The organism is Ruegeria meonggei (genome assembly GCF_900172215.1).
GTDB classification, from domain to species: domain Bacteria; phylum Pseudomonadota; class Alphaproteobacteria; order Rhodobacterales; family Rhodobacteraceae; genus Ruegeria; species Ruegeria meonggei.
The window spans coordinates 202280-228652 of the sequence record NZ_FWFP01000002.1; the positions used below are offsets into that span (position 1 = coordinate 202280).

A 26373-nucleotide genomic window follows, 5' to 3' on the forward strand; every position below is an offset into this window, starting at 1 on the left:
TCACGGTCCCAGACAGGCGGAGAATATCGATTATGGCGCAAAAAACGCTGCTGAAAGGACGCGTCCTGAGTTTCAACGGGTCCCCTTTTGAGGGTGATCCGACCGACGCGGTAACCGTCAGCGAGGCCCTGCTGATCGAAGGCGGGCGCATTTCTGCCGTAGCCGATGCCGACAGCCTGCGCGCGGCCCATCCTGACGCGGATGTTGTGGATCACGGCCAGCGAGTGATCATGGCCGGGTTTGTCGACGCGCATGTGCATTACCCGCAGACTGCAATGATCGCCAGCTGGGGCAAACGCCTGATCGACTGGCTGAACACCTATACCTTCCCAGAAGAGATGAAGTTCGGCGACAGCACCTATGCCAGCGAAATCGCCAACCGCTATCTGGACTTGACGGCGGCCCATGGCACCACGACCATGTGCAGTTTCTGCACCATCCATCCCGAAAGCGTTGATGCGTTCTTTACTGCCGCGCAACAGCGCAACCAGCGGGTCGTGGCGGGCAAGACCTGCATGGATCGCAACGCGCCTGAGGGGCTGCGCGATACCGCACAAACTGCTTATGACCAGTCTGCAGCTTTGCTGAACAAATGGCACGGTGTTGGTCGTCTCTCTTACGCGATCACGCCGCGCTTTTCGCCCACATCCACACCCGATCAACTGGAAGCGATGGGCGCTTTGTGGGCTGAAAACCCTCATTGCCTGATGCAAACTCACCTGAGCGAGCAAACCGACGAAATCGCCTGGGTGCGCGAGCTGTTCCCCGAGGCGCGTGATTATCTGGACACGTATGAAAAGTTCGGTCTGCTGGGCTCGCACGGCGTCTACGGCCACGTTATCCATCTGGAGTCACGCGAACGCGACCGCCTGCGTGAGGTTGACGCGGCGCTGATCCACTGCCCCACCTCAAACACCTTCATCGGATCAGGGCTGTTCGACATGAGCGGGTTGATGCATGAGGGTCACCGGGTTGGGCTGGCGACAGATACCGGCGGCGGATCCAGCTTTTCGATGCTGCGCACGATGGCGGCGGCCTATGAAATCGGACAGCTGCGCGGAGCACCCCTGCATGCGGCACAGCTGTTGTGGCTTGGCACCGTCGGTTCGGCACGATCACTTCGGTTGGATGATTGCATTGGCAACGTCGCAACCGGGATGGAGGCCGATCTGATCGTGCTCGACCTTGCCTCCACCCCTGCCATCGCCCAGCGCGAAGCGTGTGCCGAGGATCTGTGGGAGGCCATCTTTCCCACAATCATGATGGGCGACGACCGGGCGATCTCCGAGGTCTGGATCGCCGGTCAACGCGTCAGCAACTAGGATTGCAAGGCCCGGGCCAGTTGGGTCTGCCGTTCGATCACCGGCGGCATGTCCAACGTAGTGACCTGCCCGTCGCGCACGATCTGACGCCCTTCGACAAACAAATGTTTCACCCGCATCGGTCCGGCCAGCAGCAATGCGGCCGGGTCCCAGCTGCCCGCGCTTTCGATGCAACGTGTATCCCAAATAGCGATGTCAGCCCGTTTGCCGGGTTGCAGACGCCCACAATCGGGGCGGTTCAGAACATCCGCACCGCCGCGCGTGGCGATCTCCAGTGCTTCGCGAGACGACATGGCATCTGCACCGTAAGCCACACGTTGCAGCAACATGGCCTGGCGGGCCTCAAAGACCAGATTACCATTGTCATTGCTGGCCGAGCCGTCCGCACCTAGGCCAACTTTCACGCCCTGATCCCGCATCGCCCGCACAGGGGCAATGCCCGACCCAAGACGGCAATTGGAACAAGGACAATGCGCGACACCGGTCTGGGTTCTGGCGAACAGATCAATCTCGGCCCCATCCAGCTTGACGCAATGGGCGTGCCAGACATCCGATCCGGTCCAGCCCAAATCCTCTGCATATTGGCCGGGGCGGCAACCGAACTGAGCCTGTGAATAGGCAATATCTTCGTCGTTTTCCGCCAGATGAGTGTGCAGCATCACGCCCTTGTCGCGCGCCAACAAGGCGGTATCCCGCATCAGATCACGACTGACCGAGAACGGCGAACACGGGGCCAGCCCCACCCGGCACATCGCGCCTTCAGCGGGATCGTGAAACGCATCCACCACTCGGATCATGTCGTCCAGGATCGCCCCTTCGTCCTCAACCAGCGTGTCCGGCGGCAATCCCCCGTCACTTTCTCCAATGCTCATCGCGCCGCGGGTTGGATGGAACCGCAGACCAATCTCGGCGGCGGCGGCGATAGTGTCGTCCAGCCGAGCGCCGTTAGGATACAGATACAGGTGGTCGGAACTGAGCGTACATCCAGACAGAGCGAGCTCAGCCAGACCGATCTGGGCTGAGATGAACATTTCCTCAGGCCCAAACCGCGACCAGATCGGGTAGAGCGTCTGCAACCAGCCAAACAGCAATGCGTCCTGCCCGCCGGGCACTGCGCGTGTCAGGGTTTGGTACAGGTGATGATGGGTGTTCACCAACCCGGGCGTCACGACGCAACCGGACGCGTCCTGAATCTCGCCTATTGTTTGCAAGCCATGGCCGATCTGCGCGACCTGCCCATCCCGGATCAGGATATCTGCGCCCGAAAGCTCGCGGCGCGTGTCATCCATCGTCAGGATCGTGTCGGCATTCTTGATAAGGGTTTCAGTCATATCGCTCTCCTTGCACAAGCCCGTTTCATGCATGGAGTGCGAAAGCTGGCGGAAAACGGGCACAAGAACCAGCCGGGTGAAACCTACCCGACAGGCCGCTAAGCAGCAACAGATTTCAATAAGTGCGCAGGATTTCCAAGGCTGCGGCGTGAAGCTGCGGGTTGGCCGCAGCCAACGCACGGCCCCCGTTATGTGCAGGCCCGCCCTGCCAATCAGTAACAACGCCGCCCGCCGCCTTGATCACCGCAATTGGCGCCTGAATATCATAGGCCAGAAGACCAGATTCGATCACCAGATCGATTTGTCCCGAAGCCAGCAACGCATAAGCATAGCAATCCATGCCATACCGGGTCAGGCGCACATTCTGCGCCACCGCCTCAAATCCGGCGCGATCCTCGGGCGTGCCAACTTCGGGAAATGTGGTGAACAGAATCGCCTGATCCAGGGACTGCGTCGTCCGGGTTTTCAAACGGGATGTGCCGGTTGGTCCGGTCACTTGCGCCAAATCGGATGTCCCAACAAACCGCTCGCCGATATAGGGTTGATCGATCACCCCCAAAAACGGCGCGTCCTGGGCGTTCAACGCGATCAGAACACCCCAGGTCGGCGTGCCGCTAATGAAACCGCGCGTTCCATCTATCGGGTCCAGAACCCATGTGCGACCGCTGGTTCCACTGGACTGGCCAAATTCCTCGCCGAAAATTCCGTCATCGGGGCGGTGTTTGGCCAAGACTTCTCGCATGGCTTTCTCGGCATTTCGATCGGCCACAGTCACCGGATCAAAGCCGTCGGCGAGTTTGTTGTCGGTCTCAAGGTTAGACTGTCTGAAAAACGGAAGAATGACCGAACGCGCTGCGTCGGCCATTTTCTCAGCTACTTCCAGATCACTTAACGAGGTCTCTTGCATGCGCTACCCGTGCGGTTCGTGCGCGCCAGAGTCAAGCCCGGTCGATCACGCGACGTCGCTTAGCACCCGTGCAAGTTCAAATAGGCGGCGGCGCTGGTTTTCCGGAATCGCGTAGTAAGAACGGACCAGATCCAGAGCTTCCTTATCCCCCATCAGATCAGCAGGAACCGACTTTTTACCGGTAGGTTCTTTGGCGGCTTCTTCCAAACCTTCGAAGAAAAAGCTGACAGGAACATCCAACGCCTCGGCAATATCCCATAGGCGGGACGCGCTGATCCGGTTGGCACCCGTTTCATATTTTTGAATCTGCTGAAACTTAATACCAACTTGTTGCGCCAACTGCTGTTGGGTCATTCCAATCAGCCAGCGACGGTGCCGGACACGCTTTCCCACATGGACATCGACGTGATGGGTCATTGGTATTCTCCTATTCTACACACACAACTTACTCAGATGCATGACACGCCCCAAACACAACGTTAGCGAGTTGACCTTAACCACCCCCTAATCCGGAACATGTCCCCCTAATCAGCACCGTGGATCAATATTGCGTCTTTTTCGCTTTTTTTCAAGAAGGTTGAATCGACGGTACTGAATAAGATTTAAGGTTGTGCATTCTTTGCCCGACACACGTCGCCTTTTCAAAGTCACGGCAGATCAGAACGGACGCCGTATTTCGCGATCCGCAGGGTCAGAGATTGACAATTCGCGGCCAGCGCGAACCTATGCAAAAAACCACAGGAGTGCGATTATGCTGGCGTACCGAATTTCAATCTCTGGGGCAGCGGCCCAGCTTTGTGACATTGACGTTCCGCGCCCTGCCAAGGGTCAGGTTCGGGTCGCAATCAAGGCTTGCGGATTGAACTTTGCTGATCTGCTGATGCAAAAGGGCACGTATCAAGATACGCCACCAGCCCCTTTCACACAGGGAATGGAGATCGCCGGTATCATTGATGAGGTCGGCCCCGATGTGACCCATTTGAATCCTGGCGACCGGGTTGCAATTTACTCGGGCCAGGGCGGATTGGCAGAATACGGTGTGTTTGACGCAGACCGGGCAATTCCCCTGCCCGATTCCATAGGTTTTGAGGACGCCGCCGCAATCCAGATCGCCTATGGCACCAGTCATATTGCGCTGGACCATCGCGCCCGGTTGCAGCCCGGTGAAACCCTCTTGGTCACAGGCGCCGCGGGCGGCGTAGGACTGACGGCCGTTGAAATCGGGAAATTGATGGGTGCCACGGTGATTGCGCAAGCGCGCGGCGCGGACAAACTGGCTGTCGCGCAGGCTGCTGGCGCAGACCACCTGATTGATGCGTCAGAGGATCTGCGGATTCGCGTCAAAGACCTGGGGGGCGCGGACGTGGTCTATGACGCAATCGGCGGCGATGTGTTCAAAGCAGCGTTTCGCGCCACCAACCCAGAAGGCCGCCTGCTGCCGATCGGCTTTGCCGGTGGGGACGTTCCGCAGATTCCGGCCAACCACCTGCTGGTCAAAAACCTGACTGTGATCGGCTTTTACATCGGTGGTTACCTGACCTTTCGGCCTCAGATCGTTCAGGACAGTTTTGAAACCCTGTTCCGCTGGCATAGCGAAGGACGGATCAAACCTCATATCAGCCACGTCCTGCCGCTGTCCGAAGCAGAAAAAGGCCTGCAATTGCTGCGGGATCGTACGGCAACTGGTAAGGTTGTGATCACGCCCTGATCGCCGCTTAACCAACCACTGCTTTCAACGGGGCGCTGCCCAACATGCGGAAGTTCTGGCGCACCAGCGCGGCCAAAGCCTCGACCACTGGGCCACGCGCCGACTCCGCCCCGTAGAGATTGATCATATGTGCGGGCAGGTCGGGCAAAACGCCACCATCTTCGATCTGCGCCAGATGGGCGGCCTCTGTGCCGTCCAACATCGCGTGAACAGCAAGGTCGGCACTGACCGTCGCCTCGATCGTACGGTCGTTTTCGGTTTCAACGGACAGCTCCCAGGGGATACCAGCCTCATCCAGCGCAGCGATCACCTGTGGCCGGAACAAGCATCGACGTCCAAGCGCCAGAGGGATAGGACGTTTACGCCAAGCTGATCCGCCCGGTGCTCCGATCCAGCGCAACGGCAGCTCGGCAACGGTCTCGGCGCCCTCGGCCCAATTCGCCTCGGTGGTCAGGATCAGATCGCATTCACCCTTCTTGAACATATCCTTCAATTGCAGCGAATAAGATGACACCAACTGAACACGCACGCGCGGGAAATCCGCATTAAACCGCTGCAGGACACGTGGAATGGCCGGATAAACAATGTCATGCGGCACCCCTAATACAACCTCACCCTCGAACGCCTGATCTGTGAGTTTCGAGATCACCTCGTCATTCAGCGCGATCATGCGCCTTGCATAGGCCAGCAATTGATCGCCCGATGCGGTCAGCGCAATGGTGCGGCCACTGCGGTCCAGCAACTCAAGACCCAGCAGCTCCTCCAGTCGTTTCAACTGCATTGAGACCGCAGATTGCGTCAGGTGCAGGAACCCGGCCGCGCGTGTCACACCACCATGATCCGCCACCGCCACGAATGAACGCAGGGTCGTGATGTCCAAATTTCGCATCTTCACGATTCCTTATGTGTCACTTCATAAATATTCATTTTCAAAATGTGTCATATCGCGCCATATAAATCAAGGAAGTTGATGAGACGAGAAACATTCATCGCAAATCGTGAAAGGAAGTTCGTTATGACCCAACTTGAAATCTATAGCATCTGCAAACCACGCCGGCGTTTTTCGCTGACTTCAATCCGGGATTTGCTGTCTCTGCGACGCCAGCGTTGCCGTCTGGCCAAGCTGGATGACCGGGCCCTGGCCGACATCGGGATCACCCGTGAGCAGGCGGAAATTGAGGCCAGCCGCCCTGTCTGGGATGCACCGCAGTTCTGGCAAAAGTGAGTTCCGAATGCACCATTTCTCTGCAAATGGCGGTCTGCCACGGCTGACCGCCATTTTTGTTGCGCGTTTTAACCAGTTTCGTGCGCTAAACTCTTGAATCACAGCCCGTAGTTGCCGATATTTACGGGGAACGTGGTCTGAATGCAGGCCGCGACTGAAATATTGTGAAGGGAGACCCTTTAATGGCACAATTCGACACGGTCCGGACGGCGGCCGGCGCCCGCGCTGCCCAGATTGACGAGGGCCTACGCGCCCACATGAACAAAGTCTACGGCACAATGTCCATTGGCATGCTGATCACGGCTCTGGCCGCGTGGGCAATTGCCGGGCTCGCCGTCACGACCGACCCGACCAACGCGGTCGCTCAGATCGGTGCGGACCGTTATCTGACAAGCTTGGGCGGCACACTGTTCCTGTCACCGTTGAAGTGGGTGATCATGTTTGCACCGTTGGCCTTCATTTTCTTTGGCTGGGGCGCTTTGATGCGTCGCGGGTCGGCGTCAGCTGTACAGTTGGGCTTCTTCATCTTTGCTGCCGTAATGGGCGTATCGATGAGCTCAATTTTCATGATCTTCACGCCCTACTCGATCGCACAGACCTTCATCGTGACCTCGATCGCCTTCGCAGGGCTAAGCCTTTACGGTTATACAACCAAGCGCAATCTCAGCGGCATGGGCACTTTCCTGATGATGGGTGTGATCGGTCTTCTGGTGGCAATGATCATCAACCTGTTCCTGCAGTCGGGCGTGATGATGATGGCTATCTCTGCCATTGGCATCCTGATCTTCGCCGGTCTGACCGCCTTTTATACGCAGGACATCAAAAACACCTATGTGGCGCACGCCTCGCATGGTGATCAGGAATGGCTGGACAAAGCTGCCTTTGACGGCGCGCTGAGCCTATACATCTCGTTCCTGAACATGTTCCAGTTCCTGCTGATGTTCATGGGTCAGCAAGAATAGCGCGGATCTAAATTCCAAGAGTTCAAAGGGCGGGTCCTCAGCGACCCGCCCTTTTCTTTTGGCCGGCCGCAACCCTAGCTGTCCAGTTGTCGCCGCAGACGGATCGCAGCAGTCCCTGAAAAAGAACAAGCCCCGGCAAAGCCGGGGCCTGAATTCCTTGAGGTGGTTTTTCCTGCCTTAGCTGCAGTTCAGCGCCACGGCAAAGCCTGAGCTGCGCTCTGACGATCCTTTACGGAACACGTCGCCTGCAGGCAGGCAGCCGGTGAACTGCTCAGCATTGCGGCCAAAGCTTGCCCCGATGGCGTTGTCCACCTTGGTGCTGCTACTTGCGGTTTTCAGAACGCCGTACAATGCGCCGTTCACGTTGACCGTGCTTAGGTACAGGTTGGTGTCCGAGCCAGTCAGAGCGACCGCGCTGGTGTCGCTGCGACCGCCATTGTCTATAGCGACACGCGCGATCTTTTCTGCCTCGGTCTCATCTGTTGTCACGGGAATTGCCGGCAGAACAGCCAGTTCGGCGGGTACATTTGTTGCAGGCGGAAGGAAGGCCGCAGCGCCCGGAACGTCCGAGATTGTGCGGGGTTCACCATCGATCCCGGTAAATCCAACGCCTTCGCGGTTATACGGGTCTTCGCAGGCCGCAAGGGCCAGAACGGTCACTGTGGATAACAAGATTTTTTTCATGACGGCCAACATTTTGGAACGGTTTGTTGAAGCGTATGGCCAAGCCTTTGCAAAAAGCAACCCACCGCAAGGCCGAATGGCCCGGGCGCTGATGCTTCGTTGCAACGGCCCAAACCAAGAAAAAGGGGCCTGCCGTAGCAGACCCCTTTTTATTCTGTCCAAGCTGGACGGCAGATTACTTAATCTTGCCTTCCTTGTACTCGACATGCTTCCGAGCGACCGGATCGTATTTACGAATGGTCATTTTCTCGGTCATGGTCCGCGCGTTTTTCTTGGTCACGTAGAAGTGGCCCGTGCCCGCGGTCGAGTTCAGACGGATCTTGATTGTCGTCGGCTTCGCCATGGTTATCTCCTGCGTCCAAAAAGGCCGGGGCCTTTCGGTTGAATTCCTATGAGCGTGCGCTTTTACGCCCTGCACGGCCCATGTCAAGCGCAATCGCGCCTGCATTGGATACGAGAGGAAAAAGGCGCGAGCTTACGGGGTCGGGACCCCCATATAGGTGTGAATTTGATCGCGTTCCGCGCTTGAAAGGCCCAGCGCCGTAGCAAGCTGATTCAGATAGGAGGCCTCTTGCTGGTTGTCCACGCGAATCGCCGCCAGGGAGGTTGCATAGATTTGCGTCTTCAGCGGCCCGACGGAATCAGCGGCCAACCCCATGACGTCAATCGGAGCCTCTAGTTGCTCCAGCACAAAGGCGCGTTCTTCTTCGCTGACATCGTCACCCAGCGTGCCCAGAATTGTCTTTTTCTCCTGCTCATCCAGTTCACCGTCCGATTTGGCGGCCTGAATCATGGCGCGCAGCATCAGCTTGGCTTGCTCTTCCATGACCGCACCACCGGGTGTGCCCTTGAAGACGGTCTCCATCATGTCGACAGTTTGCTTGTTGCCGGCCTGCGCCGCCTGCATGGCGTTCATCAGCCCGCCCAGGCCAGCGGCACCTGCCGGATAGCCCATGCCCATCTGTCCAAACATTTTTTGCATACCGTCAGCTGCGCCTGGCATTCCGAACTGTTCGGCCATCTTGCCCAACTGGTCCATTCCGAAACCGCCTCCGGCTCCCTGCATCATGTCCTGCAGCCCGGCCATACCGCCCATTTGCTTGTATTTTTCCATACCTTTGGCAGCCGCAAATCCGACCGCGACAGAAGCCAGTGCTTTCATGAAACTCATGATTATCCTCCCAGTTGTTGCCTAAACGTGCAGCCTAGCAGGTTTTACGGCCCTGTGTTCAAAACAGGGGCTAGTGCGGCACAGCGCTGCTTCTGGCTTGGTGTGATTGCGCGCTGGCCAATACTTCGAAGCGATGGCGGAAGGGCGCGTTCCGACCGATGTGGCACGTCCTGAAATTGCGCCAATCACGCGTTCGTGATAGTCATGTCCAAACTTCTTGAGCCATGCGCCCCTCAACGAGCGTGGCGATCGAGGCGCCAGGAACGGGCAAGAACCTCTGTCGGCAGAGTTTGTAACCAAGGAGAAGATTTATGCCCATTTTCATTACCTATGCTTCCTATTCTCAATCTGGCGTTCAGGGCATGTTGAAAAAACCTGCAAACCGCACCGGACCGGTCAAAGCATTGATGGAAAAAGTTGGTGGCAAGTTGCTGGCTTTTTACATGACAACCGGATCGAATGATGTGGTTGTGATCAGTGAAGTTCCTGATGGGACAGATGCAGTTGCAGTTGGTATGGCTGTTGCTGCCTCGGGTGCAGTTGAAAAGATTGAAACTGTGCGCGCGTGGACCGCAGATGATTTTGTGGCAATCACCCAGAAAGCCGCTGGATTGACTGGGGATTATACACCCCCAGGGGGTTGAACGGGAATACGCGCGGAGGGCCTGTAAGCCGGATCTTGTTCCAGGGTTGCCCCCTTCGATGACCATTCCTCTAGGCCGCACATTGCTGCACGGCTCAAGCTGCCAACCCGGTCCCTCTCGGCCAGGACATGCCTAGCGGTGGTATCGGCTGACGCCGACCGACCCGCGCGGGGACCCTATTTGGCATTGCTCCCGGTGGGGCTTGCCGTGCCGCCCCTGTTGCCAGCGGCGCGGTGGGCTCTTACCCCACCGTTTCACCCTTACCTCGGACCGAAATCCGGGGCGGTCTGATTTCTGTGGCGCTTTCCGTCGGGTTTCCCCGCCCGGGCGTTACCCGGCACCGTTGTCTTGTGGAGTCCGGACTTTCCTCTCGGGTTTGCACCCCAGCGGCCATCCGGCCCTCCGCGCAGAGTGTGGGTATGCTGAGTGCCCACTGCCGTCAAGAGCGGAGAAGGGTAGAAGAGGCCAGCCCCTTCTTGGCCTGCGGCCAATTCAACCCCGGGATATTTCCGGCCAGATGAAGGGCGATTCCAGATCAGCGATCTTTGGATGCCAGGGGTACGAAATCTGCCGGAGCAAGGGGGCCATTGGCCCAGGGCCGATATCTGAGACGCACCGCGGCGAGCAGGGTTTCGTCGTCCACATCCGGTGGGAAACCCGCGTTTTCAACCAATGTGCGGAACGTTCGCATGGACGCGCATTGCGGATCGTTGTTCCGGCCGCGTTGGCCAGCCAGGTTCAGATACTCCAGCCGTTGCCAGGGGAACCGGGGGCCGGGATCGATCTTGCGACCTGGGGCCATGTCTGAATGGCCGATAACCCTGTGTGGTGAAATCGACCAACGCGCCATGGTTTGGGTCAGAAGGCGGTCCAGTACAGTCAACTGAGGCTCGGGGAACGGGTGTTTACCGGTATTGTCTAGTTCGATCCCGATTGAGCGGGAGTTGATGTCTGTTTGGCCGTGCCAGCTGCCGGCACCCGCGTGCCAGGCGCGGTCTTTTTCGTCGACCATCTGCCAGAGCGTGCCATCTGCACCGATCAAGTAGTGGGCCGAGACTTCATACGCAGGGTCGCACAAACGATGCAGTGCAGCCTGAGCACTGTTCATGGCAGTGTAATGCAGAACGATCAAAGATGGCATTAGCCCGTCCCGGCGTGGACCAAAATTGGGGGACGGGTGCCAGATGGGCGATACGGGATTAGTTGTTGACGGCACTGCGGAACGGGCCGGGATCCCAGCTGCAAGCATAGCCATCGCCATCCGGGTCCAGGCCTTTGCGGTCGCGCTGCGGCCCGCCGCTGGACAGGAATTCGATCTGGGCCTGATCGGCTGAGGCGTAGCGGGCACAATTGCGCTGTGCCTTGGCCTGCAGGTTGAACCCTGCGCGGCTGTAAAGCTGAGTGCCGACCAGGTTGGAAGTGCTTAACGCATACTGCACAATATTAGGTTGGCCATCGGTTCCGCGTTGCGGGACAGCGGTTGGTGCGACCACCTCATAGGTTTGGCGGTTTTGTTCGATCAGCGCCGCGTCGGATTCGATACTCCGGCGGTCAGACACAGCTGCAAAATCCTGTTCGTCGGAAATTGCCGTGTTGTTGCCCGCCTGCGTAGGGGCGCTTTGCCCTGAAGTGCTGGCCAAGGCTGCCGCTGTCGCAGAGGCAAGATCGGCGTCATCGCCCGTTGGCACGGTAGACGCTGCGCCAGGTGCTCCAAGCTGCTGTTCGGATACCTCAGCCGGGCTGAGCAGTGTGCCTCCCGAATACCCCTGCCCGGCCAACTGCGCCTCACGCTGGGCCTGATAGGACGGCGTATTGAACTCAGTCCCAGAAACGGGGGCCACCGTGTTGCAAGCGGCCACAAACCCAATTGCGGGGATCAGAAGCGTAAAGCGCATTCAGCTGCTCCGTCTTTCGTTGTCTTGCCTGACCTGAGGCTTACCACCATTTCCCGGGCTTTGCCACAAACCCGGCGGCGCTTTCCAGCGCATAGGCTGTGTTCAGCAGATCACCTTCGTCCCATGGGCGCCCGATCAGCTGCAGGCCAAGGGGCAGACCCTGTTTGTCCAGACCCGCAGGTATGGAAATACCCGGCAGACCAGCAAGGTTCACCGTGACGGTGAAAACGTCGTTCAGATACATCTGAACCGGGTCCGCCTCGGTCATTTCACCCAAGCCGAATGAGGCCGAAGGTGTTGCCGGGGTCAGGATCGCGTCGACGCCAGCCGCGAAGACGTCTTCGAAGTCTTTCTTGATCAGCGTGCGAACCTTGCGGGCGCGATTGTAGTAGGCGTCGTAGAACCCCGCTGACAGCACATAGGTGCCGATCATGACGCGGCGCTGGACCTCATGTCCAAAGCCTTCGGCGCGGGTTTTCTCGTACATCTCGGTGATGCCGTCCCCTTGTGCCATCTGCGCGCGGCGGCCATAGCGGACACCATCGTACCGGGCAAGGTTCGAAGACGCCTCGGCCGGTGCAATCACGTAATAGGCTGGCAGCGCGTATTTGGTATGCGGCAGTGAGATATCGACTATCTCGGCGCCTGCGTCTTTCAGCATTGCGGCACCGTCAGCCCAGAGCTTTTCGATCTCGGCCGGCATACCCTCCATGCGGTATTCCTTGGGGATACCGATCTTCTTGCCTTTGATGTCGCCAGTCAGCTTCGCCTCAAAATTCGGCACGGCCAGTTCGGCGCTGGTCGAATCCTTGGCGTCGTGACCACACATGGTTTCCAGCATGATCGCCGCGTCGCGCACGTTCTTGGTCATCGGCCCGGCCTGATCCAGCGAGGAGGCAAAGGCCACAATGCCCCAGCGCGAGCAGCGGCCATAGGTGGGTTTGATGCCGGTTATGCCAACAAACGCCGCAGGTTGACGGATCGAGCCACCGGTATCGGTGCCGGTCGCGGCCAAACACAGATCAGCAGCCACGGCAGACGCCGACCCACCAGATGAGCCACCCGGTGTCAGCTGCGCGTCATCATTGCCACGCCGCCAAGGGCTGACCGCATTGCCGTAAGTCGAGGTCTCGTTGGACGAGCCCATGGCAAACTCGTCCATGTTCAGCTTGCCCAACATCACGGCGCCTGCGTCGGCCAATTGCTGCGATACGGTGGATTCGTATTCCGGCTTGAACCCGTCCAGAATCTTCGAACCCGCCTGTGACGGCACGCCTTTGGTGCAGAAAAGGTCCTTGATACCAATCGGCAGGCCGCACATCGAAGGCGCATCGCCCGCCTTGATCCGCGCATCCGCAGCCTTGGCACGTTCCAGCGCGATCTCGGGGGTTTTGTGGACAAAGGCGTTCAACGCGTCGGCATCGTCAATGGCTGTGAGGCAGGATTCGGTCAACTCGACCGAAGTTACATCACCCTTGCGCAGCGCATCGCGGGCCTCGGCCAGGCCCAGTTTGTTCAGATCGCTCATGTCTTACTCCACCACTTTGGGGACTGCGAAAAAACCTTCGCGCGCGTCGGGGGCGTTGGCCAGAACCTTGTCCTGCTGATTGCCGTCGGTGACCACATCTTCGCGGCGTTTCAGGCGCATCGGTTCGACCGAGACCATCGGCTCGACACCATCAACATCCACTTCGTTGAGTTGCTCGATGAACCCAAGGATTGTGTTGAACTCGGACGCCAGCGCGGGCAGCGCGTCATCCTCGACCTTGATCCGGGCCAGTTTGGCCACTTTGGCGGCAGTGCTTTGGTCAATCGACATCGGAAAACCTCATATGCGTTAGGGGGGCATTTACCTGTCTGATGCTCCGGTCGCAAGACCGCCAGAGGACGGATGTCGCCCTGCCATGCTCTGTTTGCCCCAAACTGCCATTCAATTTTGCATATGCCCTATGCACAAAAGTAAACCGATTAGTTCATTTCTCGCCTTGAAAAGCTAAACCGTACTGTTCATTTCATTTCGTACGACACAACGCAAACCGGAGAACGAAAATGAAAACCCTCATTACTGCCCTTGTTCTGTCTGCGACCACCCTGACGGCCCCCGCATATGCATTTGTTCAGGTCGGCAGCCTGCCCCCGACGCTGACCTTCCCCAAACCTGCTCCTGATACGGTGACGCAGGATCAGACTAAGGTGGACAAATAAGTCTTCTCCTGTCCCGGGCCAGGGCCCCCTGACCTGGCTCGGGAATTTTTCAATTGAGTGCTGCACTTGCCCTGACATACCGCTACGATGGTGATGAAAAACCCGCCCGGGCTGCACCGCAGATCGGGCCAGCCAACGGAGCGTAAAATGAGTGCGCGAAAGCAATCGGTTCTGGACGCTATCGATGCGGCCAATATTCAAGACCCAAACCTCGAAGACGGCCAGCCAGCCGCCCTGTTGTACGGCCAGCGCATGAGCGCCGAGCTGAACCGACTTGTCCCTGACGCATCAGACCCGCTGCAGATTGCAGCACGTGGCCAGCATGTGGAACGCTGGAAGCTTGCCCGCACCGAATATCCAGAAGGCCGCGCCGGATATCTGGCCTGGCGCAAGGCGCAGGGGGTCCACCATGCCGAGATTGTCATGACCCTGATGGAACAGGGCGGCTATGGCGCCGACGAAGCCGAAGCCGCGGGTCGAATGCTGCGCAAACAAGGCATAAAACGCGATGCCGAAGTCCAATCGCTGGAGGACGTCATTTGTTTCGTGTTCCTCAAATGGTATTTTGCGCCCTTCGCCGCCAAACACTCAGCAGCGAAAATCCAAAGCATTGTTGAGAAAACCGCGCGCAAGATGTCAGCCGATGGTCGCGCGCGCGTGCTGACAGAGTTTGACCTGCCCCATGACCTTGCCGCCGCGTTTCAGGCCTGACGGGTACGGATCAGATGCCTTCGATACACCTCGATCATCCAACCCAGCATGATGGCGTTCAGGATGTGCCACAGAAAATGGGTGCCCAACGGGATTTGCCCACACAAGGGTTCATCCAGGGCGCGGAAGGTGACTGAGGCGATAAGAATCGTCGCACCAATCGCCAGACCTCTGGCCGTCTCTGGCACCCTGCCCCGCAGCAAGGCCGCATAGATCAGAATCAACAAGGGCACGGGCGCATAGGCCGCAGATCCGCCCAACCCTGGGATAAGCTGAAACACCGGCACAGTGACCACCGCATAGGGCACGAACAAAACCGTGCCTCCAAAGGCATAAAGCGGCCGCATATGCCAGACATCCCGGTTGATCGCAAAGATATAGACGAGAATGAACAGCAATATGGGCGTCGTGTCCGCAATGGCCGCCCAAACCTGTGCATGGGTGTGGAACATATAGCTACCGACACCGATTCCGACCAGAATGACAACCAAAGCTATCGCAACGGGCATCCCCTGCCCCCGCACCCGTCGCCACATGATCCAGGCGGCGACCAGAAAAGCTGCGTTTGTCACCGCATTTATTGGTTCGGCCCAATAGGCAGGCGACAAACGTTCGCAATAGCCGTCGATTTCCTGCAACCAGTCCATGAACTTTTACATAGCCGATGCTAGATTGAAGCCAACAGTTTGTTTTGGGAGGACGAATTCATGAACATCATCTGGTTGGGACACGGCAGCTTTCGTATTGAAACACAAGGGCAGGTCCTGCTGATCGATCCCTGGCTGACTGGCAATCCCGTTCTGGGCGAAGACCAGCACGACGCAGCGCTGGACGGGGCAACGCACATCCTTTTGACGCATACGCATTTCGACCATGTGGCTGATGTCGTCTCATTGGCTAAGCATCTCAACGTGCCAGTGGTCGGCCAATACGATCTGATGGGCTATTGGGCCGAGGCCGAAAGCCTGGAGACCATCGGCTTCAACAAGGGTGGTACGGTGAACCTGAATGGTATCAAAGTCTCGATGGTGCCAGCCTCGCACAGTTCGACTTTTTCCACACCAGATGGCCTGCGCACTGGTGGCAGTGAGGTTGGCTTCATGATCGCCTCCGAGGGCCACATGGTCTATGTGTCCGGCGATACGGATATCATGGCCGATATGGATTGGATGGGGGATTACTACAAACCCGATATCGGCATCCTGTCGGCGGGCGGTCATTTTACCATGGATATGAAAGGCGCCGCTTACGCGGGCAAGCGATATTTCAACTTCAAGACGGTGATTCCCTGCCATTACAAGACCTTCCCCATTTTGGAACAGTCCGCTCAGGTGTTGGCGGATGGCTTGCCCGGTGTCGACGTGATTGAGCCCGAGTTGATGCAGGCGATCACCCTTTAGGCTCAGCGCCGCGCGGCGAAGAATTCTTTCAACAGCGCGGTGGCCTCTCGCCCCCCGATGCCGTCGTAGACCTCAGGCACGTGATGCGCCTGACTGTGGGTGAAAACCCGCGCGCCATGGGCCACGCCACCAGATTTGGGATCAGCCGCGCCGTAATAGATGCGCCGAATGCGCGCTGCTGCCAACGCTGCTGCACACATCGCACAAGGTTCAAGTGTCACATAAAGGTCGTGATCCGGCAGCCTCTCGGATCCGGCGGCGGCGCAGGCTGCGCGCAGGGCCAGAATCTCGGCATGGGCAGTGGGATCGTTCAGTTCGCGCGTCCGGTTGCCCGCCTGTGCCACCACGTGACCGTCAGGCGCGACAATGACAGCCCCCACGGGAACCTCGCCGCGATCCGCAGCAGCGCGGGCTTCTACCAGTGCCTTGTCCATATGCGATTTAAACACCATGACCCTGACTGCATCAGAAACCCGCCTTTCGCAAGCGGACGGGATGCGCTATGGCCTGCGGATGAACAAAACCCCTCCTCCCGGCGACCGGATCGCCAAAGTGCTGGCCCGCGCGGGCGTCGCCTCGCGCCGCGAAGCCGAACGCATGATCGAAGCCGGTCGTGTGACCGTGAATGGCAAGGCCATCGACAGCCCGGCGCTCAACGTCACCGCCAAGGACAAGATCGCCGTAGATGGCAAACCTGTATCCGAACCTGAACCCTCGCGCCTGTGGTTGTATCACAAGCCCTCGGGCCTGGTGACGACAACCCGCGACGAAAAAGGGCGCGCGACGATCTTTGACAAACTGCCCGAGGACATGCCCCGCGTCATGAGCGTTGGCCGGCTGGACTTGAATTCCGAAGGTCTGCTGCTTTTGACCAATGACGGCGGCATCAAACGCAAGCTGGAACTACCTTCGACTGGCTGGCTGCGCAAATACCGTGTCCGGCTGAACGGCCGCCCCAAAGACGAAGATTTCGCCCCTCTGCGCAAGGGTTTGGTGATCGACGGCGAGCGGTTTTTGCCGATGGATGTGTCTCTGGATCGTCAGCAAGGGGCGAATGCCTGGCTGACCATCGGCCTGCGCGAGGGCAAGAACCGCGAGATTCGCCGCGCGATCGAGGATATCGGGTTCACCGTGAACCGCCTTTTGCGTGTCTCTTACGGCCCGTTCCAACTGGGCAATCTGAAACCCGGCGAGGTCGAAGAAATCCGCCGCCGTGTGATGCGCGACCAATTGGGACTGGAAGCAGAAGCAGACGCGCCGGTCAAACGCCCCGCGCGCGCACAGCGAAAACGACCCGTTGTTGGCAAGAAACCTCGCAAGTGACGCGGGTTATGCAACCTTTCCCCTAGCGCCCGGCCCCCTCATCCCCTAAATTTTCCGTGAGGAACGTCATTGAGGGGCACCATGTCCGGAACCGGAGTACAGAAACTGGCCTATGCGGCGCTGCTGGTGTTGCTGTTTGGTGTTTGCACCGGCGTGTTGGGGGGCTTGTAGGCGCATGGCCAAACGCTATGGCGGGAAATTCAGCCCTGACGGCAGCTCTGACCCATCCGAGCCACCCCGGCGCGGTCAGTTTGACGGCGCACGGGTGGAACCTGCCGGAGCGCGGGTGAACTTGTTGTTTCTGCCTGCCGTTCCGCTGGTGTTTCTATCGCTGAATGACGGTGCTGTCGGAATGACACTGGGTTTGGTTGCGGCGGGCTTACTGACAGGGGCTGCGTTCCTGTTGCGCGAAGGTCTGCGTGCCGAGGCCGCCTATAAATCGCGGCGTACTGCGCGGCGACCGGCTTTCCCCCGCAAGATATTCTCCAGCGTTCTCACCGGTCTGGGCGCGGCTCTTGCCTCGTACCGGACCGAGTTTCTGGATGCGACAACTGTGACCGAGGCCAGCCTGATTGCGCCCATCCTGTTCGGTGTCGTGGCAACCGCTTTGCATTCGGTGTCCTTTGGGCTTGACCCTATGAAAGACAAGGGGATGGAGGGGGTCGACACCTTTCAGCAAGATCGTGTTGCCCGCGTGGTCGAGGACGCTGAAACCCACCTGACCCAGATGACCGATGCCATTAAACGGGCCGGTGATCGCCGGATCGAGGCCCGCGTCGAACAGTTTCAGGACACCGCCCGCGATTTGTTTCGCACGGTCGAGGAAGATCCCCGCGATCTGGCCGGGGCGCGGAAATATCTGACCGTGTACCTGCAGGGCGCACGCGACGCGACAGTCAAGTTTGCCGATGTCTATGCCCGCACACGCGATGCACAGGCCATGAAAGACTACTCATCCCTGTTGGATGATCTGGAACAGAATTTCGCAGCCCGTACCCGCAAGATGCTCTTGGACGATCGCAGCGATCTGACAGTTGAAATTGACGTGTTGCGTGAGCGTCTGCAACGCGAAGGCGTCCGGTTGGACTGACCGGCCAAAATGTTGAGGAAGGATTATCCCCATGTCCGATGAGATCAAGAACAAGGCGGTCGAAGCCGAAACGCTGGTTCAGGAAGTGACCGCCGTGGCTCTGCCCGATCCAACGGCCGAGGTTATCACACTGGAAGAGGCCGACGAGCCTGTCAGCGCGGAAATCCGCAAGCGCATGTCTGAGATCGACATGAGCAATACCAATTCCATCGTCTCGTTCGGGTCGTCCGCACAGGCCGAGTTGCAGGAAATCAGCCAGGCCATGCTGGCGGATGTACGCAACAAGGATGTTGGCCCTGCCGGGGACAGCCTGCGCAATATCGTGACCACCATCCGGGGCTTTTCTGTATCTGAGCTGGACGTTCGCCGCGAGCGCAGCTGGTGGGAACGCCTGCTGGGGAAGGCTGCGCCTTTCGCCAAATTCACCGCGCAATACGAAGAGATACAGAACCAGATCGATCGGATCACGGACGACCTGCTGGGCCACGAACACACGTTGTTGAAAGACATCAAGTCATTGGACCTGCTCTATGAAAAGACGCTGGGGTTCTATGACGAACTGGCGCTGTACATTGCGGCAGGTGAGGAAAAGCTGACCGAATTGGACAGCCAGGACATTCCCGAAAAAGAAGCCGAAGTTCAGGCTGCACCCGAAGATCAACAAGTGATGAAGGCGCAGGAATTGCGCGATCTGCGCGCGGCCCGTGACGATCTGGAACGCCGTGTCCATGACCTGAAGCTGACGCGGCAGGTGACGATGCAGTCACTGCCCTCGATCCGGCTGGTACAGGAAAACGACAAGTCACTGGTGACCAAGATCAACTCGACCCTGGTCAACACCGTGCCGCTATGGGAAACGCAGCTAGCGCAGTCCGTCACTATTCAACGCAGCGCCGAAGCAGCTGCTGCAGTGCGCGACGCCAACGATCTGACGAATGAGCTGCTGACCTCAAACGCAGCCAACCTGCGTCAATCGAACAAAATGATCCGCGAGGAAATGGAACGTGGCGTGTTCGACATCGAGGCCGTCAAGCAAGCCAATGCCGACCTGATCGGCACAATCAACGAAAGCTTGGCAATTGCTGACGAAGGCAAAGCCAAACGCGCCGCCGCCGAACAAGAGCTGCAGAAGATGGAGGTCGAGCTGCGCGACACGCTGGCATCAGCAAAGGCGCGCAAGGACGGGATCGGCGACAACGCCGGAACTGCGGTTCCGGGCTAACGGCGGGCGGACCGTGCGGTTGCGGGGATATCTGAGGCCTGTACTAGGGGTTTTGTCGCTGTTGGCTCTGGCCAATTGCGATGAAACTTTGACATCCTCGGTTGCTCCGGAACCGCGACCTGCGGTGCCCGCCCCTGCGCCCAACGCTTATGTCCCGCCTTCGGCGGCCAGTCAGGATCTGGCGCGGTTTTACCAGCGGATCGAACGCGACCTGCTGACACGCGGTTTGCTGCGAACGGATGGTGGCGGTCCTGATACGCCCTATGACGCCAGTGATCTGGAGCGCAATTTCGAAACCATTGCCTTTTACAGCGAGTATCCGGATCACGCGGTAACAACGACGGCCTACACAACAGAAGGGCAGCTTAGCCGCTGGTCTGGCCCCGTTCGCGTTCAGGTCGAATTCGCCCCCACTGTATCCCCCGAGACACGTAAAAAGGATGCAGCCGAGGTCGAGGCGTTCACCGCTCGGTTGGCCAAACTTACGGATCATCCGATCTCGGTTGTCAATCGCAAGGCCAATTTCCACGTGTTTTTCGCCGGCAAGGATGACAGCGCCTATGTGGTGTCACGGCTGAAACAGCTTGTCCCCGGCATCAGTCAGCCGTCGCTTGATCTGATCGCCAATCCGCGGTCCAATATAGACTGCTTTGTGTTTGCGTCGCCAACCAAGGCAGCCCCTTATCGGTTTGTGCGGGCGGTGACCCTGATCCGGGCCGAACTGCCTGATCTGACACGCCGCAGCTGCATTCACGAAGAGATCGCGCAAGGTTTGGGGCTGTCCAATGACAGCCCCAAGGCGCGCCCATCGATCTTCAACGACGATGATGAATTTGCGCTGTTGACCAGCCATGACGAAAAACTGCTGACAATGCTATACGATCCGCGCCTTCAACCCGGCGTGACAGTGCAAGACGCCCGCCCTGTGGTGCGCATCATTGCACGCGAATTGATGGGCCAGCCGCTCTGAGCCCAAAAAGAGGAGACCCCTAATGGGCATTTTCGATTTTCTGACCGGCGAATTTATCGACGTCATTCACTGGGTGGATGACACCCGCGATACCATGGTCTGGCGATTCGAACGTGAAGGCCACGAGATCAAATACGGTGCCAAGCTGACCGTGCGCGAAGGGCAGGCAGCGGTCTTTGTCCATGAAGGGCAGCTGGCGGATGTGTTCACGCCGGGTCTCTATATGCTTGAGACCAACAACATGCCGATCATGACCACCCTGCAGCATTGGGATCACGGCTTTCAATCCCCGTTCAAATCCGAGGTCTATTTCGTCAATACGACCCGGTTCAATGATTTGAAATGGGGCACCAAGAATCCGATCATGCTGCGTGATCCCGAGTTCGGACCAACCCGCATACGCGCCTTTGGCTCTTACACAACGCGGGTCAAGGACCCGGCGAAATTCATGATCGAAATCGTCGGCACCGATGGTGAGTTCACCATGGATGAGATCAGCTTTCAGGTCCGCAACATTATCGTGCAGGAATTCAGTCGCGTGATCGCCGGGTCAGGCATCCCGGTTCTGGATATGGCGGCAAACACTGCCGATCTGGGCAAGCTGATTGCGGCCGAGGTTTCCCCGGTGCTTGAAGGTTATGGCCTTGAGATGCCGGAATTCTACATCGAAAACATCTCTCTACCACCGGCGGTTGAGGCTGCGCTGGACAAGCGGACCTCGATGGGTTTGGCAGGTGATCTGGGCAAGTTCACTCAGTATTCAGCGGCCGAAGCGATGACCGCAGCCGCCAACAATCCCGGACAGGGCGGCGGCATGGGCGCTGGCCTTGGCATGGGTATGGGCATGGCGATGGCCAACCAGATGGCGAATATGGCAGCGGGCCAGCCGAGCGGTCCGTGGGGCGGACCTGCCCCCGCTGCCCAGCAACCGGCAACGCATGCGGCCCCGCCGCCGCCCCCGCCGGTTGAACACGTCTGGCACACCGCAGTGGATGGGCAGACCAACGGGCCTTTTTCCAAGGCCAAGATGGGTCGCATGGCGACAGACGGCGAGATCACCCGGGACACCCATGTCTGGACCGCTGGTCAGGACGGCTGGAAAAAGGCCGGGGATGTTCAGGAACTGGCACAGTTGTTTACCATTTTGCCACCGCCACCTCCGGGGAGCTAACCCAGTGGCCGAAGCCGAAGAGACACGTCCTTATTCCAAGCGTGAAATAGTGCGCGCAGTCAATCTGTCGGCATTGCTTGGGTGGGCAGGGTGCATCGGAACTCCTGTTGTGAGTGCATCAATTCTAAAAGGCTTTGGCCTCGTCTCCTCCCTGCTCGCTTTGTTCCCATTCGCTTTCCTCGGGCTTCCGGTTGCCTTTTTGATCTGCTGGATCCTGGTGGCACCGTTTTTGCTGCTCGTGATGCGACGGACCGTGAGTTTCTGGCGAGCTTTTTACTGGGGCGCCGGTATCGGCGCCGCCATCGCGGCACTAAGTATCGCGATAAGGTACCATGTGGGTTGGGGCTATTCGGAAGACCCAACGTTCATGTATCGTATCAGAGGTGATGGTACCGCTCGCTTGATCGATGGCATTCTCACGAATTACGGCTGGTTGGTTTTGGCGCAAAACTCTACCCTGTTTATCCTTATTTGCTTAGTTGCCGCCCTCACGGTTCGCGCAATCATAGGTCCCGGGCAGGACTTGCGCTTAGGTAAGGTCAGGCAATGACCCAAGAACATCGTTTCCCCTGCGATCAGTGTGGTGCAGATTATCGCTTCAACCCCGAAGACGGCACTCTGACCTGTGACCATTGCGGGCATTCTGAGGTCATCGGGGCCGGACCCTGGGGTGGGGCCAGCCTGAAAGAGCTGGATTTCGACGCCGCCCTCGCCGATAGGCTTCCCGACAGTGACATCGAGGAAACCCGGGTTCTGACCTGCCCGAATTGCGCCGCTCAGGTCGAGTTTGATCCCGACACGCATGCAGCAGAATGCCCGTTTTGTGCCACACCGGTGGTGACTGACACAGGGGTCAGTCGGCACATCAAACCGCGCGGCGTGCTGCCTTTTGCACTGGATGAACGCGCGGCCCACACAGCTATGAGCGATTGGCTGGGTGGATTGTGGTTCGCTCCCAACGGATTGAAGGAGTACGCCCGCAAAGGCCGCAAGATGCAGGGCATTTACGTGCCCTACTGGACTTTTGACGCGGACACGAAATCCAGTTATCGCGGCGAGCGCGGCGTGGTTTACTATGAAACCCGAACCGTTATGCGGGACGGAAAACGGGTTCAGCAACGTGTGGCCAAGGTCCGGTGGTCACCAAAATCTGGTCGCGTTGCACGGTTTTTTGACGATGTGCTTGTGCTTGCGTCGCAATCGCTGCCCAAAAACTATACCGACGCACTGGAACCCTGGGATTTACCCGCGCTTGAGCCTTACCAGCCCGAGTACCTGGCCGGTTTTCGGGCCGAGGCTTATACGGTTGCATTGAAGGACGGCTATACCGAGGCGCGCGGTCACATGGCCCGCGTGATCGAACGCGATGTCCGCTTTGACATCGGCGGCGACCGGCAACGCATACATGCGATTGACACGGATGTGCGCAATGTAACCTTCAAGCATATTCTGCTGCCGGTGTGGATGGCCGCCTATAAATACCGCGGTGAAACCTATCGTTTTGTGGTCAACGGGCGAACCGGGCGCGTTCAGGGCGCGCGCCCTTGGTCCGCCATCAAGATCACCGTCGCCGTCGTATTGGGCCTGCTGGTGGCGGCAGGTGTCGGATATCTGGTGACGACAGGCCAGCAATAAACTCTGGGATCCTGCCCCCGCCAACATTGCGTTTTAAGCGCTTGATCATCCACCTGTCTGACGCCATCCTGCGCCTCGTCAACGCGGAGTGGAGGCCAGTGTGACGCTATCCGATCTTAACAGATTGCTGACCGGGCGGCATTCCTGCCGGGCATTTCGCCCGAACCCGGTGCCGCAAGATCAAATCGAACAGATTCTGACCAGCGCCTCCCGCGTCCCTAGTTGGTGTAACGCCCAACCCTGGCATGTGGTCGTCACCAGTGGCGTAGAAACCGACCGGTTTCGGGCAGCGATGCAGACAGAGGCCGCAACTGGTGCCCCTGCACCGGACCTGCCCTTTCCGACCTCGTATTCCGGTCCCTATCAGGAACGCCGCCGTGAATGCGGCTGGTCTTTGTACGAAGCCGTCGGCGTAGAACGCGGTGACCGTGCGGGCTCGGCTCGGCAAATGATGGAGAATTTCAGCCTGTTTGGCGCACCGCATTGTGCCATCCTGTCCAGCCCCGCTGAGCTTGGCCCCTATGGTGCGATGGATTGCGGCGGGTTCATTACTGCTTTTTCACTGGCGGCTCAGGCATTGGGGGTGGCAACAATCCCGCAGGCCGCCCTTGCCACTTACAGCCCCTTCCTGCGCCGGTACTTTGAGATTCCGGACGACCGGATCGTTTTATGCGCGATTTCATTTGGATATGCAGATAAAGACCACCCAGCCAATAGCTTTCGAACCGACCGCGCCGATCTGAGTCAGATCGTCGACTGGGTCGGGTGAGCATCGCAGCAAACGGAGACCGATTTTGCGCGCAGTTTTACAACGGGTTTCACATGCCAAAGTATCCGTCGAGGGTCAGGTGATCGGACAAACAGGTCCGGGGCTGATGATTCTGGTCTGTGCGATGCAGGGCGATGAGGAACACATGGCCGATCAACTTGCTGCCAAAGTGTCAAAGCTTCGCATCTTCAAGGATGAGGCCGGCAAGATGAACCGCTCGGTCGTCGATACCCAAGGCTCGGCGTTGGTGATCAGTCAGTTTACTTTGGCTGCCGACACGACGCGCGGTAACCGGCCCGGTTTTTCCGAGGCCGCCCCGCCCGAGGTTGGTAAACACCTTTATGAAGTCTTTGCCCAGCGGCTTCGAGATCATGGCGTACCAACCGAGACCGGGCAATTCGGGACGGATATGGCGGTGGAACTGGTCAATGATGGGCCAGTCACGATTTGGATGGAAAGCTGATGGACAGAAAAGACCAGGCAATTCGCATCTGGAAAGCCGGTGTTGACGCGGTTGGCGGTCACTCGGCGACCAGCAAAGTGTTGCACGCTATTCCTGAACCGGATCAAATTCTGGCAGTCGGCAAGCCTGCAGCGGCAATGGCCCGCGCGGCGCTAGAGCATTTCGGACCGATCCCAACACTGGTTGTGACCAAAGATGACCACGGGCGCGACCTGCCCGAGCATGTGACGGTGATCGAAGCCTCTCATCCGGTACCAGATGATCGCAGCCTGTTGGGCGGTCAGGCCCTGTGCAAAGCGGTTGAGGCGATGCCCTCCGGGTCGCATTTGCTGCTGCTGGTTTCAGGTGGTGCCTCTTCGCTGGCCGAAAACCTGGTGCCGGGAAAAACTCTGGACGATCTGGAGCAACTAAACAAAACCCTGCTGGCCCAGGGGCTGGACATCACTGCGATGAACACCGAGCGTCGCAAGCTTTCGCGGATCAAAGGCGGTGGGCTGCTGTCTCATTTTCAAGGCGACAGGGCGACGGTTTTGGCAATCTCGGACGTGCCCGGCGATGACCTGAACGTTGTTGGTTCGGGGATCGGTGCCGTCCCGGGTACTTATGATTTTCACGCCAGCACGCAGATCGTGGCGTCCAATGCCCACGCACGCACGGCCGCTGTTCAAAAGGCAAAGGACGAAGGCATCGCCGTGCTGGCCAATGAAGAATGCCTGCATGACGATTTCCTGAAAGTTGCCGCGTCGCTAGGCGAGCGTCTTCGCAACATGCCCAAAGGGGCCATGATTTTCGGAGGTGAGCCAACAGTTGTTTTGCCGGACAACCCAGGTCGAGGCGGGCGCAATCAGGCGCTGGCACTTGCCCTGGCGCAGGAAATTGCCGGGTGCACAGGGATCACGCTGGTTGTTGGCGGAACCGATGGAACGGACGGCCCGACGCAGGCAGCTGGCGCCATCGTAGATGGGTCAACCTGGGGGGATGGGGCCGAAAGCGCTCTGCGCGCGGCAGACAGCGGCAGCTTTCTGAACCGTCAGGGCGCGTTGCTGGTCACTGGCCCGACGGGGACAAACGTGATGGACCTGCTTGTCGCAATCCGCCAGTGAATTGACGGTTTTGTTAAGTCCTGAAATGTCGAAGGCGCTGAAAGTACTGCGATGACGCGACCCTCCAATGCGCTGCCAGATATTGAAGCACAACCAGACATCGGTATCACGATGCCCGATAACTGCCGGCCGTCCGCAAGAGTTTTACGTCCGGTGGATGCCGCAGACGATCCTGCCGCCGCTAGTCTCGAATATTCACCTAATCGCAAACGCGACGACACCCGCAATTCCTGCTGGACGCAAGAATTGAGTCGGAACGGCATCAAACTGCGAACCGAAACCTCCTGCCAGGTATGGCCGGATCGGGAAAACTTGTTCCTGAAGGTAAAAATAAATGCCTTTAAAGGCGAAACCTTGGTAATTTCCAAACCAACGGAGGATTCCGCACCTCGCAACCAGATGTAAATCTCGCGCGCGTTTGGGGCAGACTTTTGCTCTTGCCCGCCAGATAGAAATGCGCCT

Annotated in this window: 32 protein-coding genes and 1 other RNA gene; 19 read left to right on the forward strand and 14 right to left on the reverse strand. The window is 58.5% G+C overall.

Annotated elements, in window-relative coordinates; genetic code table 11:
* Window positions 1–32 precede the first annotated feature (32 nt).
* On the forward strand, window positions 33–1322 hold the full coding sequence (gene guaD, locus RUM8411_RS03670; RefSeq protein WP_085821291.1) for a guanine deaminase: 1290 nt from the start codon (window positions 33–35) through the stop codon (window positions 1320–1322).
* Here guaD and RUM8411_RS03675 read toward each other — a convergent pair.
* The 3 genes from RUM8411_RS03675 to RUM8411_RS03685 form a co-directional block, all read right to left on the reverse strand.
* Entirely contained in the window at window positions 1319–2653 is a 1335-nt protein-coding gene (locus RUM8411_RS03675) for an 8-oxoguanine deaminase (RefSeq protein WP_085821292.1), read from the reverse strand. The two genes, guaD and RUM8411_RS03675, sit on opposite strands and share 4 nt — an antisense overlap.
* A gap of 115 nt (window positions 2654–2768) precedes the next feature.
* Complete coding sequence (gene hisN, locus RUM8411_RS03680) at window positions 2769–3560, reverse strand: histidinol-phosphatase (protein ID WP_085821293.1); 792 nt, start codon at window positions 3558–3560, stop codon at window positions 2769–2771.
* A 45-nt stretch (window positions 3561–3605) separates the two neighbouring features.
* Entirely contained in the window at window positions 3606–3977 is a 372-nt protein-coding gene (locus RUM8411_RS03685; RefSeq protein WP_085821294.1) for a helix-turn-helix domain-containing protein, read from the reverse strand.
* A gap of 334 nt (window positions 3978–4311) precedes the next feature.
* Here RUM8411_RS03685 and RUM8411_RS03690 point away from each other — a divergent pair, with 334 nt between their 5' ends.
* Window positions 4312–5268 (forward strand): NADPH:quinone oxidoreductase family protein, encoded by a 957-nt coding sequence (locus RUM8411_RS03690; protein ID WP_085821295.1) that lies wholly within the window; start codon window positions 4312–4314, stop codon window positions 5266–5268.
* A 7-nt stretch (window positions 5269–5275) separates the two neighbouring features.
* Here the strand turns inward: RUM8411_RS03690 and RUM8411_RS03695 are convergent, their stop codons facing one another.
* Window positions 5276–6157, reverse strand: a complete 882-nt coding sequence (locus RUM8411_RS03695; RefSeq protein ID WP_085821586.1) for a LysR family transcriptional regulator — start codon at window positions 6155–6157, stop codon at window positions 5276–5278.
* Between the two features lie 126 nt (window positions 6158–6283).
* Here RUM8411_RS03695 and RUM8411_RS03700 point away from each other — a divergent pair, with 126 nt between their 5' ends.
* Both RUM8411_RS03700 and RUM8411_RS03705 read left to right on the forward strand, forming a co-directional pair.
* Window positions 6284–6493: a DUF1127 domain-containing protein gene (locus RUM8411_RS03700; RefSeq protein WP_085821296.1), complete on the forward strand. Its 210-nt coding sequence runs from the start codon at window positions 6284–6286 to the stop codon at window positions 6491–6493.
* A gap of 182 nt (window positions 6494–6675) precedes the next feature.
* Window positions 6676–7455, forward strand: a complete 780-nt coding sequence (locus tag RUM8411_RS03705; RefSeq protein ID WP_085821297.1) for a Bax inhibitor-1/YccA family protein — start codon at window positions 6676–6678, stop codon at window positions 7453–7455.
* Between the two features lie 177 nt (window positions 7456–7632).
* On the opposite strand, the gene RUM8411_RS03710 is transcribed toward RUM8411_RS03705, so the two are convergent.
* The 3 genes from RUM8411_RS03710 to RUM8411_RS03720 form a co-directional block, all read right to left on the reverse strand.
* Window positions 7633–8139: a hypothetical protein gene (locus RUM8411_RS03710; protein ID WP_159453850.1), complete on the reverse strand. Its 507-nt coding sequence runs from the start codon at window positions 8137–8139 to the stop codon at window positions 7633–7635.
* A 175-nt stretch (window positions 8140–8314) separates the two neighbouring features.
* On the reverse strand, window positions 8315–8482 hold the full coding sequence (rpmG, locus tag RUM8411_RS03715; RefSeq protein WP_010441901.1) for a 50S ribosomal protein L33: 168 nt from the start codon (window positions 8480–8482) through the stop codon (window positions 8315–8317).
* A 132-nt stretch (window positions 8483–8614) separates the two neighbouring features.
* Window positions 8615–9310 (reverse strand): DUF533 domain-containing protein, encoded by a 696-nt coding sequence (locus tag RUM8411_RS03720; protein ID WP_085821299.1) that lies wholly within the window; start codon window positions 9308–9310, stop codon window positions 8615–8617.
* A 311-nt stretch (window positions 9311–9621) separates the two neighbouring features.
* Here RUM8411_RS03720 and RUM8411_RS03725 point away from each other — a divergent pair, with 311 nt between their 5' ends.
* On the forward strand, window positions 9622–9954 hold the full coding sequence (locus RUM8411_RS03725; RefSeq protein ID WP_085821300.1) for a GYD domain-containing protein: 333 nt from the start codon (window positions 9622–9624) through the stop codon (window positions 9952–9954).
* A gap of 8 nt (window positions 9955–9962) precedes the next feature.
* Here RUM8411_RS03725 and rnpB read toward each other — a convergent pair.
* The 5 genes from rnpB to gatC form a co-directional block, all read right to left on the reverse strand.
* Window positions 9963–10360: RNase P RNA component class A (rnpB, locus tag RUM8411_RS03730), an RNA gene on the reverse strand.
* 129 nt (window positions 10361–10489) lie between these two features.
* Window positions 10490–11095, reverse strand: coding sequence for an N-acetylmuramoyl-L-alanine amidase (locus RUM8411_RS03735; RefSeq protein WP_234995124.1), 606 nt, complete (start codon window positions 11093–11095; stop codon window positions 10490–10492).
* Between the two features lie 58 nt (window positions 11096–11153).
* Window positions 11154–11849: a hypothetical protein gene (locus RUM8411_RS03740; protein WP_085821301.1), complete on the reverse strand. Its 696-nt coding sequence runs from the start codon at window positions 11847–11849 to the stop codon at window positions 11154–11156.
* A gap of 40 nt (window positions 11850–11889) precedes the next feature.
* Window positions 11890–13377, reverse strand: coding sequence for an Asp-tRNA(Asn)/Glu-tRNA(Gln) amidotransferase subunit GatA (gatA, locus tag RUM8411_RS03745; RefSeq protein ID WP_085821302.1), 1488 nt, complete (start codon window positions 13375–13377; stop codon window positions 11890–11892).
* Between the two features lie 3 nt (window positions 13378–13380).
* Window positions 13381–13668 carry an Asp-tRNA(Asn)/Glu-tRNA(Gln) amidotransferase subunit GatC gene (gene gatC, locus RUM8411_RS03750; protein ID WP_039536649.1) on the reverse strand — a complete coding sequence of 96 codons (288 nt, stop codon included), beginning with the start codon at window positions 13666–13668 and terminating at the stop codon, window positions 13381–13383.
* A gap of 230 nt (window positions 13669–13898) precedes the next feature.
* Between gatC and RUM8411_RS22805 the strand changes: the two genes are divergently transcribed.
* Together RUM8411_RS22805 and RUM8411_RS03755 are read left to right on the forward strand one after the other, a co-directional pair.
* The gene (locus RUM8411_RS22805) at window positions 13899–14054 is read left to right on the forward strand and encodes a hypothetical protein (RefSeq protein WP_200818529.1); all 156 of its coding nucleotides are present in this window, start codon (window positions 13899–13901) and stop codon (window positions 14052–14054) included.
* A gap of 147 nt (window positions 14055–14201) precedes the next feature.
* Complete coding sequence (locus tag RUM8411_RS03755) at window positions 14202–14765, forward strand: DUF4202 domain-containing protein (protein ID WP_085821589.1); 564 nt, start codon at window positions 14202–14204, stop codon at window positions 14763–14765.
* On the opposite strand, the gene RUM8411_RS03760 is transcribed toward RUM8411_RS03755, so the two are convergent.
* The gene (locus tag RUM8411_RS03760) at window positions 14756–15412 is read right to left on the reverse strand and encodes a ceramidase domain-containing protein (protein WP_085821303.1); all 657 of its coding nucleotides are present in this window, start codon (window positions 15410–15412) and stop codon (window positions 14756–14758) included. The two genes, RUM8411_RS03755 and RUM8411_RS03760, sit on opposite strands and share 10 nt — an antisense overlap.
* A 60-nt stretch (window positions 15413–15472) precedes the next feature.
* Here RUM8411_RS03760 and RUM8411_RS03765 point away from each other — a divergent pair, with 60 nt between their 5' ends.
* Window positions 15473–16165, forward strand: a complete 693-nt coding sequence (locus tag RUM8411_RS03765; protein ID WP_085821304.1) for a metal-dependent hydrolase — start codon at window positions 15473–15475, stop codon at window positions 16163–16165.
* Window positions 16166–16167: 2 nt separating this feature from the next.
* Here the strand turns inward: RUM8411_RS03765 and RUM8411_RS03770 are convergent, their stop codons facing one another.
* Window positions 16168–16617 (reverse strand): nucleoside deaminase, encoded by a 450-nt coding sequence (locus RUM8411_RS03770; protein WP_085821305.1) that lies wholly within the window; start codon window positions 16615–16617, stop codon window positions 16168–16170.
* On the opposite strand from RUM8411_RS03770, the gene RUM8411_RS03775 reads away from it, so the two are divergent.
* From RUM8411_RS03775 to RUM8411_RS03825, 11 genes are all read left to right on the forward strand, one after another.
* Window positions 16616–17488 (forward strand): pseudouridine synthase, encoded by an 873-nt coding sequence (locus tag RUM8411_RS03775; RefSeq protein WP_085821306.1) that lies wholly within the window; start codon window positions 16616–16618, stop codon window positions 17486–17488. The two genes, RUM8411_RS03770 and RUM8411_RS03775, sit on opposite strands and share 2 nt — an antisense overlap.
* A 175-nt stretch (window positions 17489–17663) precedes the next feature.
* Complete coding sequence (locus tag RUM8411_RS03780; RefSeq protein WP_085821307.1) at window positions 17664–18578, forward strand: 5-bromo-4-chloroindolyl phosphate hydrolysis family protein; 915 nt, start codon at window positions 17664–17666, stop codon at window positions 18576–18578.
* A gap of 31 nt (window positions 18579–18609) precedes the next feature.
* Window positions 18610–19800 (forward strand): toxic anion resistance protein, encoded by a 1191-nt coding sequence (locus RUM8411_RS03785; RefSeq protein WP_085821308.1) that lies wholly within the window; start codon window positions 18610–18612, stop codon window positions 19798–19800.
* Between the two features lie 52 nt (window positions 19801–19852).
* Window positions 19853–20770, forward strand: a complete 918-nt coding sequence (locus RUM8411_RS03790) for a DUF2927 domain-containing protein (protein WP_234995125.1) — start codon at window positions 19853–19855, stop codon at window positions 20768–20770.
* A 22-nt stretch (window positions 20771–20792) separates the two neighbouring features.
* A complete protein-coding gene (locus RUM8411_RS03795; RefSeq protein WP_085821309.1) occupies window positions 20793–21941 on the forward strand; it encodes an SPFH domain-containing protein in 1149 nt (382 codons plus the stop codon).
* A 4-nt stretch (window positions 21942–21945) separates the two neighbouring features.
* Window positions 21946–22491 carry a hypothetical protein gene (locus tag RUM8411_RS03800; RefSeq protein WP_085821310.1) on the forward strand — a complete coding sequence of 182 codons (546 nt, stop codon included), beginning with the start codon at window positions 21946–21948 and terminating at the stop codon, window positions 22489–22491.
* On the forward strand, window positions 22488–23576 hold the full coding sequence (locus RUM8411_RS03805) for a TFIIB-type zinc finger domain-containing protein (RefSeq protein WP_085821311.1): 1089 nt from the start codon (window positions 22488–22490) through the stop codon (window positions 23574–23576). The genes RUM8411_RS03800 and RUM8411_RS03805 overlap by 4 nt, the downstream gene beginning before the upstream one ends.
* A gap of 100 nt (window positions 23577–23676) precedes the next feature.
* The gene (locus tag RUM8411_RS03810; RefSeq protein ID WP_085821592.1) at window positions 23677–24345 is read left to right on the forward strand and encodes a nitroreductase; all 669 of its coding nucleotides are present in this window, start codon (window positions 23677–23679) and stop codon (window positions 24343–24345) included.
* A 25-nt stretch (window positions 24346–24370) separates the two neighbouring features.
* Window positions 24371–24808: a D-aminoacyl-tRNA deacylase gene (dtd, locus tag RUM8411_RS03815; RefSeq protein WP_085821312.1), complete on the forward strand. Its 438-nt coding sequence runs from the start codon at window positions 24371–24373 to the stop codon at window positions 24806–24808.
* A complete protein-coding gene (locus RUM8411_RS03820; protein ID WP_085821313.1) occupies window positions 24808–25911 on the forward strand; it encodes a glycerate kinase type-2 family protein in 1104 nt (367 codons plus the stop codon). Before dtd ends, RUM8411_RS03820 begins: the two co-directional genes overlap by 1 nt.
* 51 nt (window positions 25912–25962) lie before the next feature.
* The gene (locus RUM8411_RS03825; RefSeq protein ID WP_085821314.1) at window positions 25963–26316 is read left to right on the forward strand and encodes a hypothetical protein; all 354 of its coding nucleotides are present in this window, start codon (window positions 25963–25965) and stop codon (window positions 26314–26316) included.
* The last annotated feature ends 57 nt before the right edge of the window (window positions 26317–26373 follow it).

Coding starts and splice junctions, on each gene's coding strand:
- guaD (WP_085821291.1), top strand. CDS start 33: ATGGCGCAAAAAACGCTGCTGAAAGGACGCGTCCTGAGTTTCAACGGG.
- RUM8411_RS03675 (WP_085821292.1), bottom strand. CDS start 2,653: ATGACTGAAACCCTTATCAAGAATGCCGACACGATCCTGACGATGGAT.
- hisN (WP_085821293.1), bottom strand. CDS start 3,560: ATGCAAGAGACCTCGTTAAGTGATCTGGAAGTAGCTGAGAAAATGGCC.
- RUM8411_RS03685 (WP_085821294.1), bottom strand. CDS start 3,977: ATGACCCATCACGTCGATGTCCATGTGGGAAAGCGTGTCCGGCACCGT.
- RUM8411_RS03690 (WP_085821295.1), top strand. CDS start 4,312: ATGCTGGCGTACCGAATTTCAATCTCTGGGGCAGCGGCCCAGCTTTGT.
- RUM8411_RS03695 (WP_085821586.1), bottom strand. CDS start 6,157: ATGCGAAATTTGGACATCACGACCCTGCGTTCATTCGTGGCGGTGGCG.
- RUM8411_RS03700 (WP_085821296.1), top strand. CDS start 6,284: ATGACCCAACTTGAAATCTATAGCATCTGCAAACCACGCCGGCGTTTT.
- RUM8411_RS03705 (WP_085821297.1), top strand. CDS start 6,676: ATGGCACAATTCGACACGGTCCGGACGGCGGCCGGCGCCCGCGCTGCC.
- RUM8411_RS03710 (WP_159453850.1), bottom strand. CDS start 8,139: ATGAAAAAAATCTTGTTATCCACAGTGACCGTTCTGGCCCTTGCGGCC.
- rpmG (WP_010441901.1), bottom strand. CDS start 8,482: ATGGCGAAGCCGACGACAATCAAGATCCGTCTGAACTCGACCGCGGGC.
- RUM8411_RS03720 (WP_085821299.1), bottom strand. CDS start 9,310: ATGAGTTTCATGAAAGCACTGGCTTCTGTCGCGGTCGGATTTGCGGCT.
- RUM8411_RS03725 (WP_085821300.1), top strand. CDS start 9,622: ATGCCCATTTTCATTACCTATGCTTCCTATTCTCAATCTGGCGTTCAG.
- RUM8411_RS03735 (WP_234995124.1), bottom strand. CDS start 11,095: ATGCCATCTTTGATCGTTCTGCATTACACTGCCATGAACAGTGCTCAG.
- RUM8411_RS03740 (WP_085821301.1), bottom strand. CDS start 11,849: ATGCGCTTTACGCTTCTGATCCCCGCAATTGGGTTTGTGGCCGCTTGC.
- gatA (WP_085821302.1), bottom strand. CDS start 13,377: ATGAGCGATCTGAACAAACTGGGCCTGGCCGAGGCCCGCGATGCGCTG.
- gatC (WP_039536649.1), bottom strand. CDS start 13,668: ATGTCGATTGACCAAAGCACTGCCGCCAAAGTGGCCAAACTGGCCCGG.
- RUM8411_RS22805 (WP_200818529.1), top strand. CDS start 13,899: ATGAAAACCCTCATTACTGCCCTTGTTCTGTCTGCGACCACCCTGACG.
- RUM8411_RS03755 (WP_085821589.1), top strand. CDS start 14,202: ATGAGTGCGCGAAAGCAATCGGTTCTGGACGCTATCGATGCGGCCAAT.
- RUM8411_RS03760 (WP_085821303.1), bottom strand. CDS start 15,412: ATGGACTGGTTGCAGGAAATCGACGGCTATTGCGAACGTTTGTCGCCT.
- RUM8411_RS03765 (WP_085821304.1), top strand. CDS start 15,473: ATGAACATCATCTGGTTGGGACACGGCAGCTTTCGTATTGAAACACAA.
- RUM8411_RS03775 (WP_085821306.1), top strand. CDS start 16,616: ATGACCCTGACTGCATCAGAAACCCGCCTTTCGCAAGCGGACGGGATG.
- RUM8411_RS03770 (WP_085821305.1), bottom strand. CDS start 16,617: ATGGTGTTTAAATCGCATATGGACAAGGCACTGGTAGAAGCCCGCGCT.
- RUM8411_RS03780 (WP_085821307.1), top strand. CDS start 17,664: ATGGCCAAACGCTATGGCGGGAAATTCAGCCCTGACGGCAGCTCTGAC.
- RUM8411_RS03785 (WP_085821308.1), top strand. CDS start 18,610: ATGTCCGATGAGATCAAGAACAAGGCGGTCGAAGCCGAAACGCTGGTT.
- RUM8411_RS03795 (WP_085821309.1), top strand. CDS start 20,793: ATGGGCATTTTCGATTTTCTGACCGGCGAATTTATCGACGTCATTCAC.
- RUM8411_RS03805 (WP_085821311.1), top strand. CDS start 22,488: ATGACCCAAGAACATCGTTTCCCCTGCGATCAGTGTGGTGCAGATTAT.
- RUM8411_RS03820 (WP_085821313.1), top strand. CDS start 24,808: ATGGACAGAAAAGACCAGGCAATTCGCATCTGGAAAGCCGGTGTTGAC.
- RUM8411_RS03825 (WP_085821314.1), top strand. CDS start 25,963: ATGACGCGACCCTCCAATGCGCTGCCAGATATTGAAGCACAACCAGAC.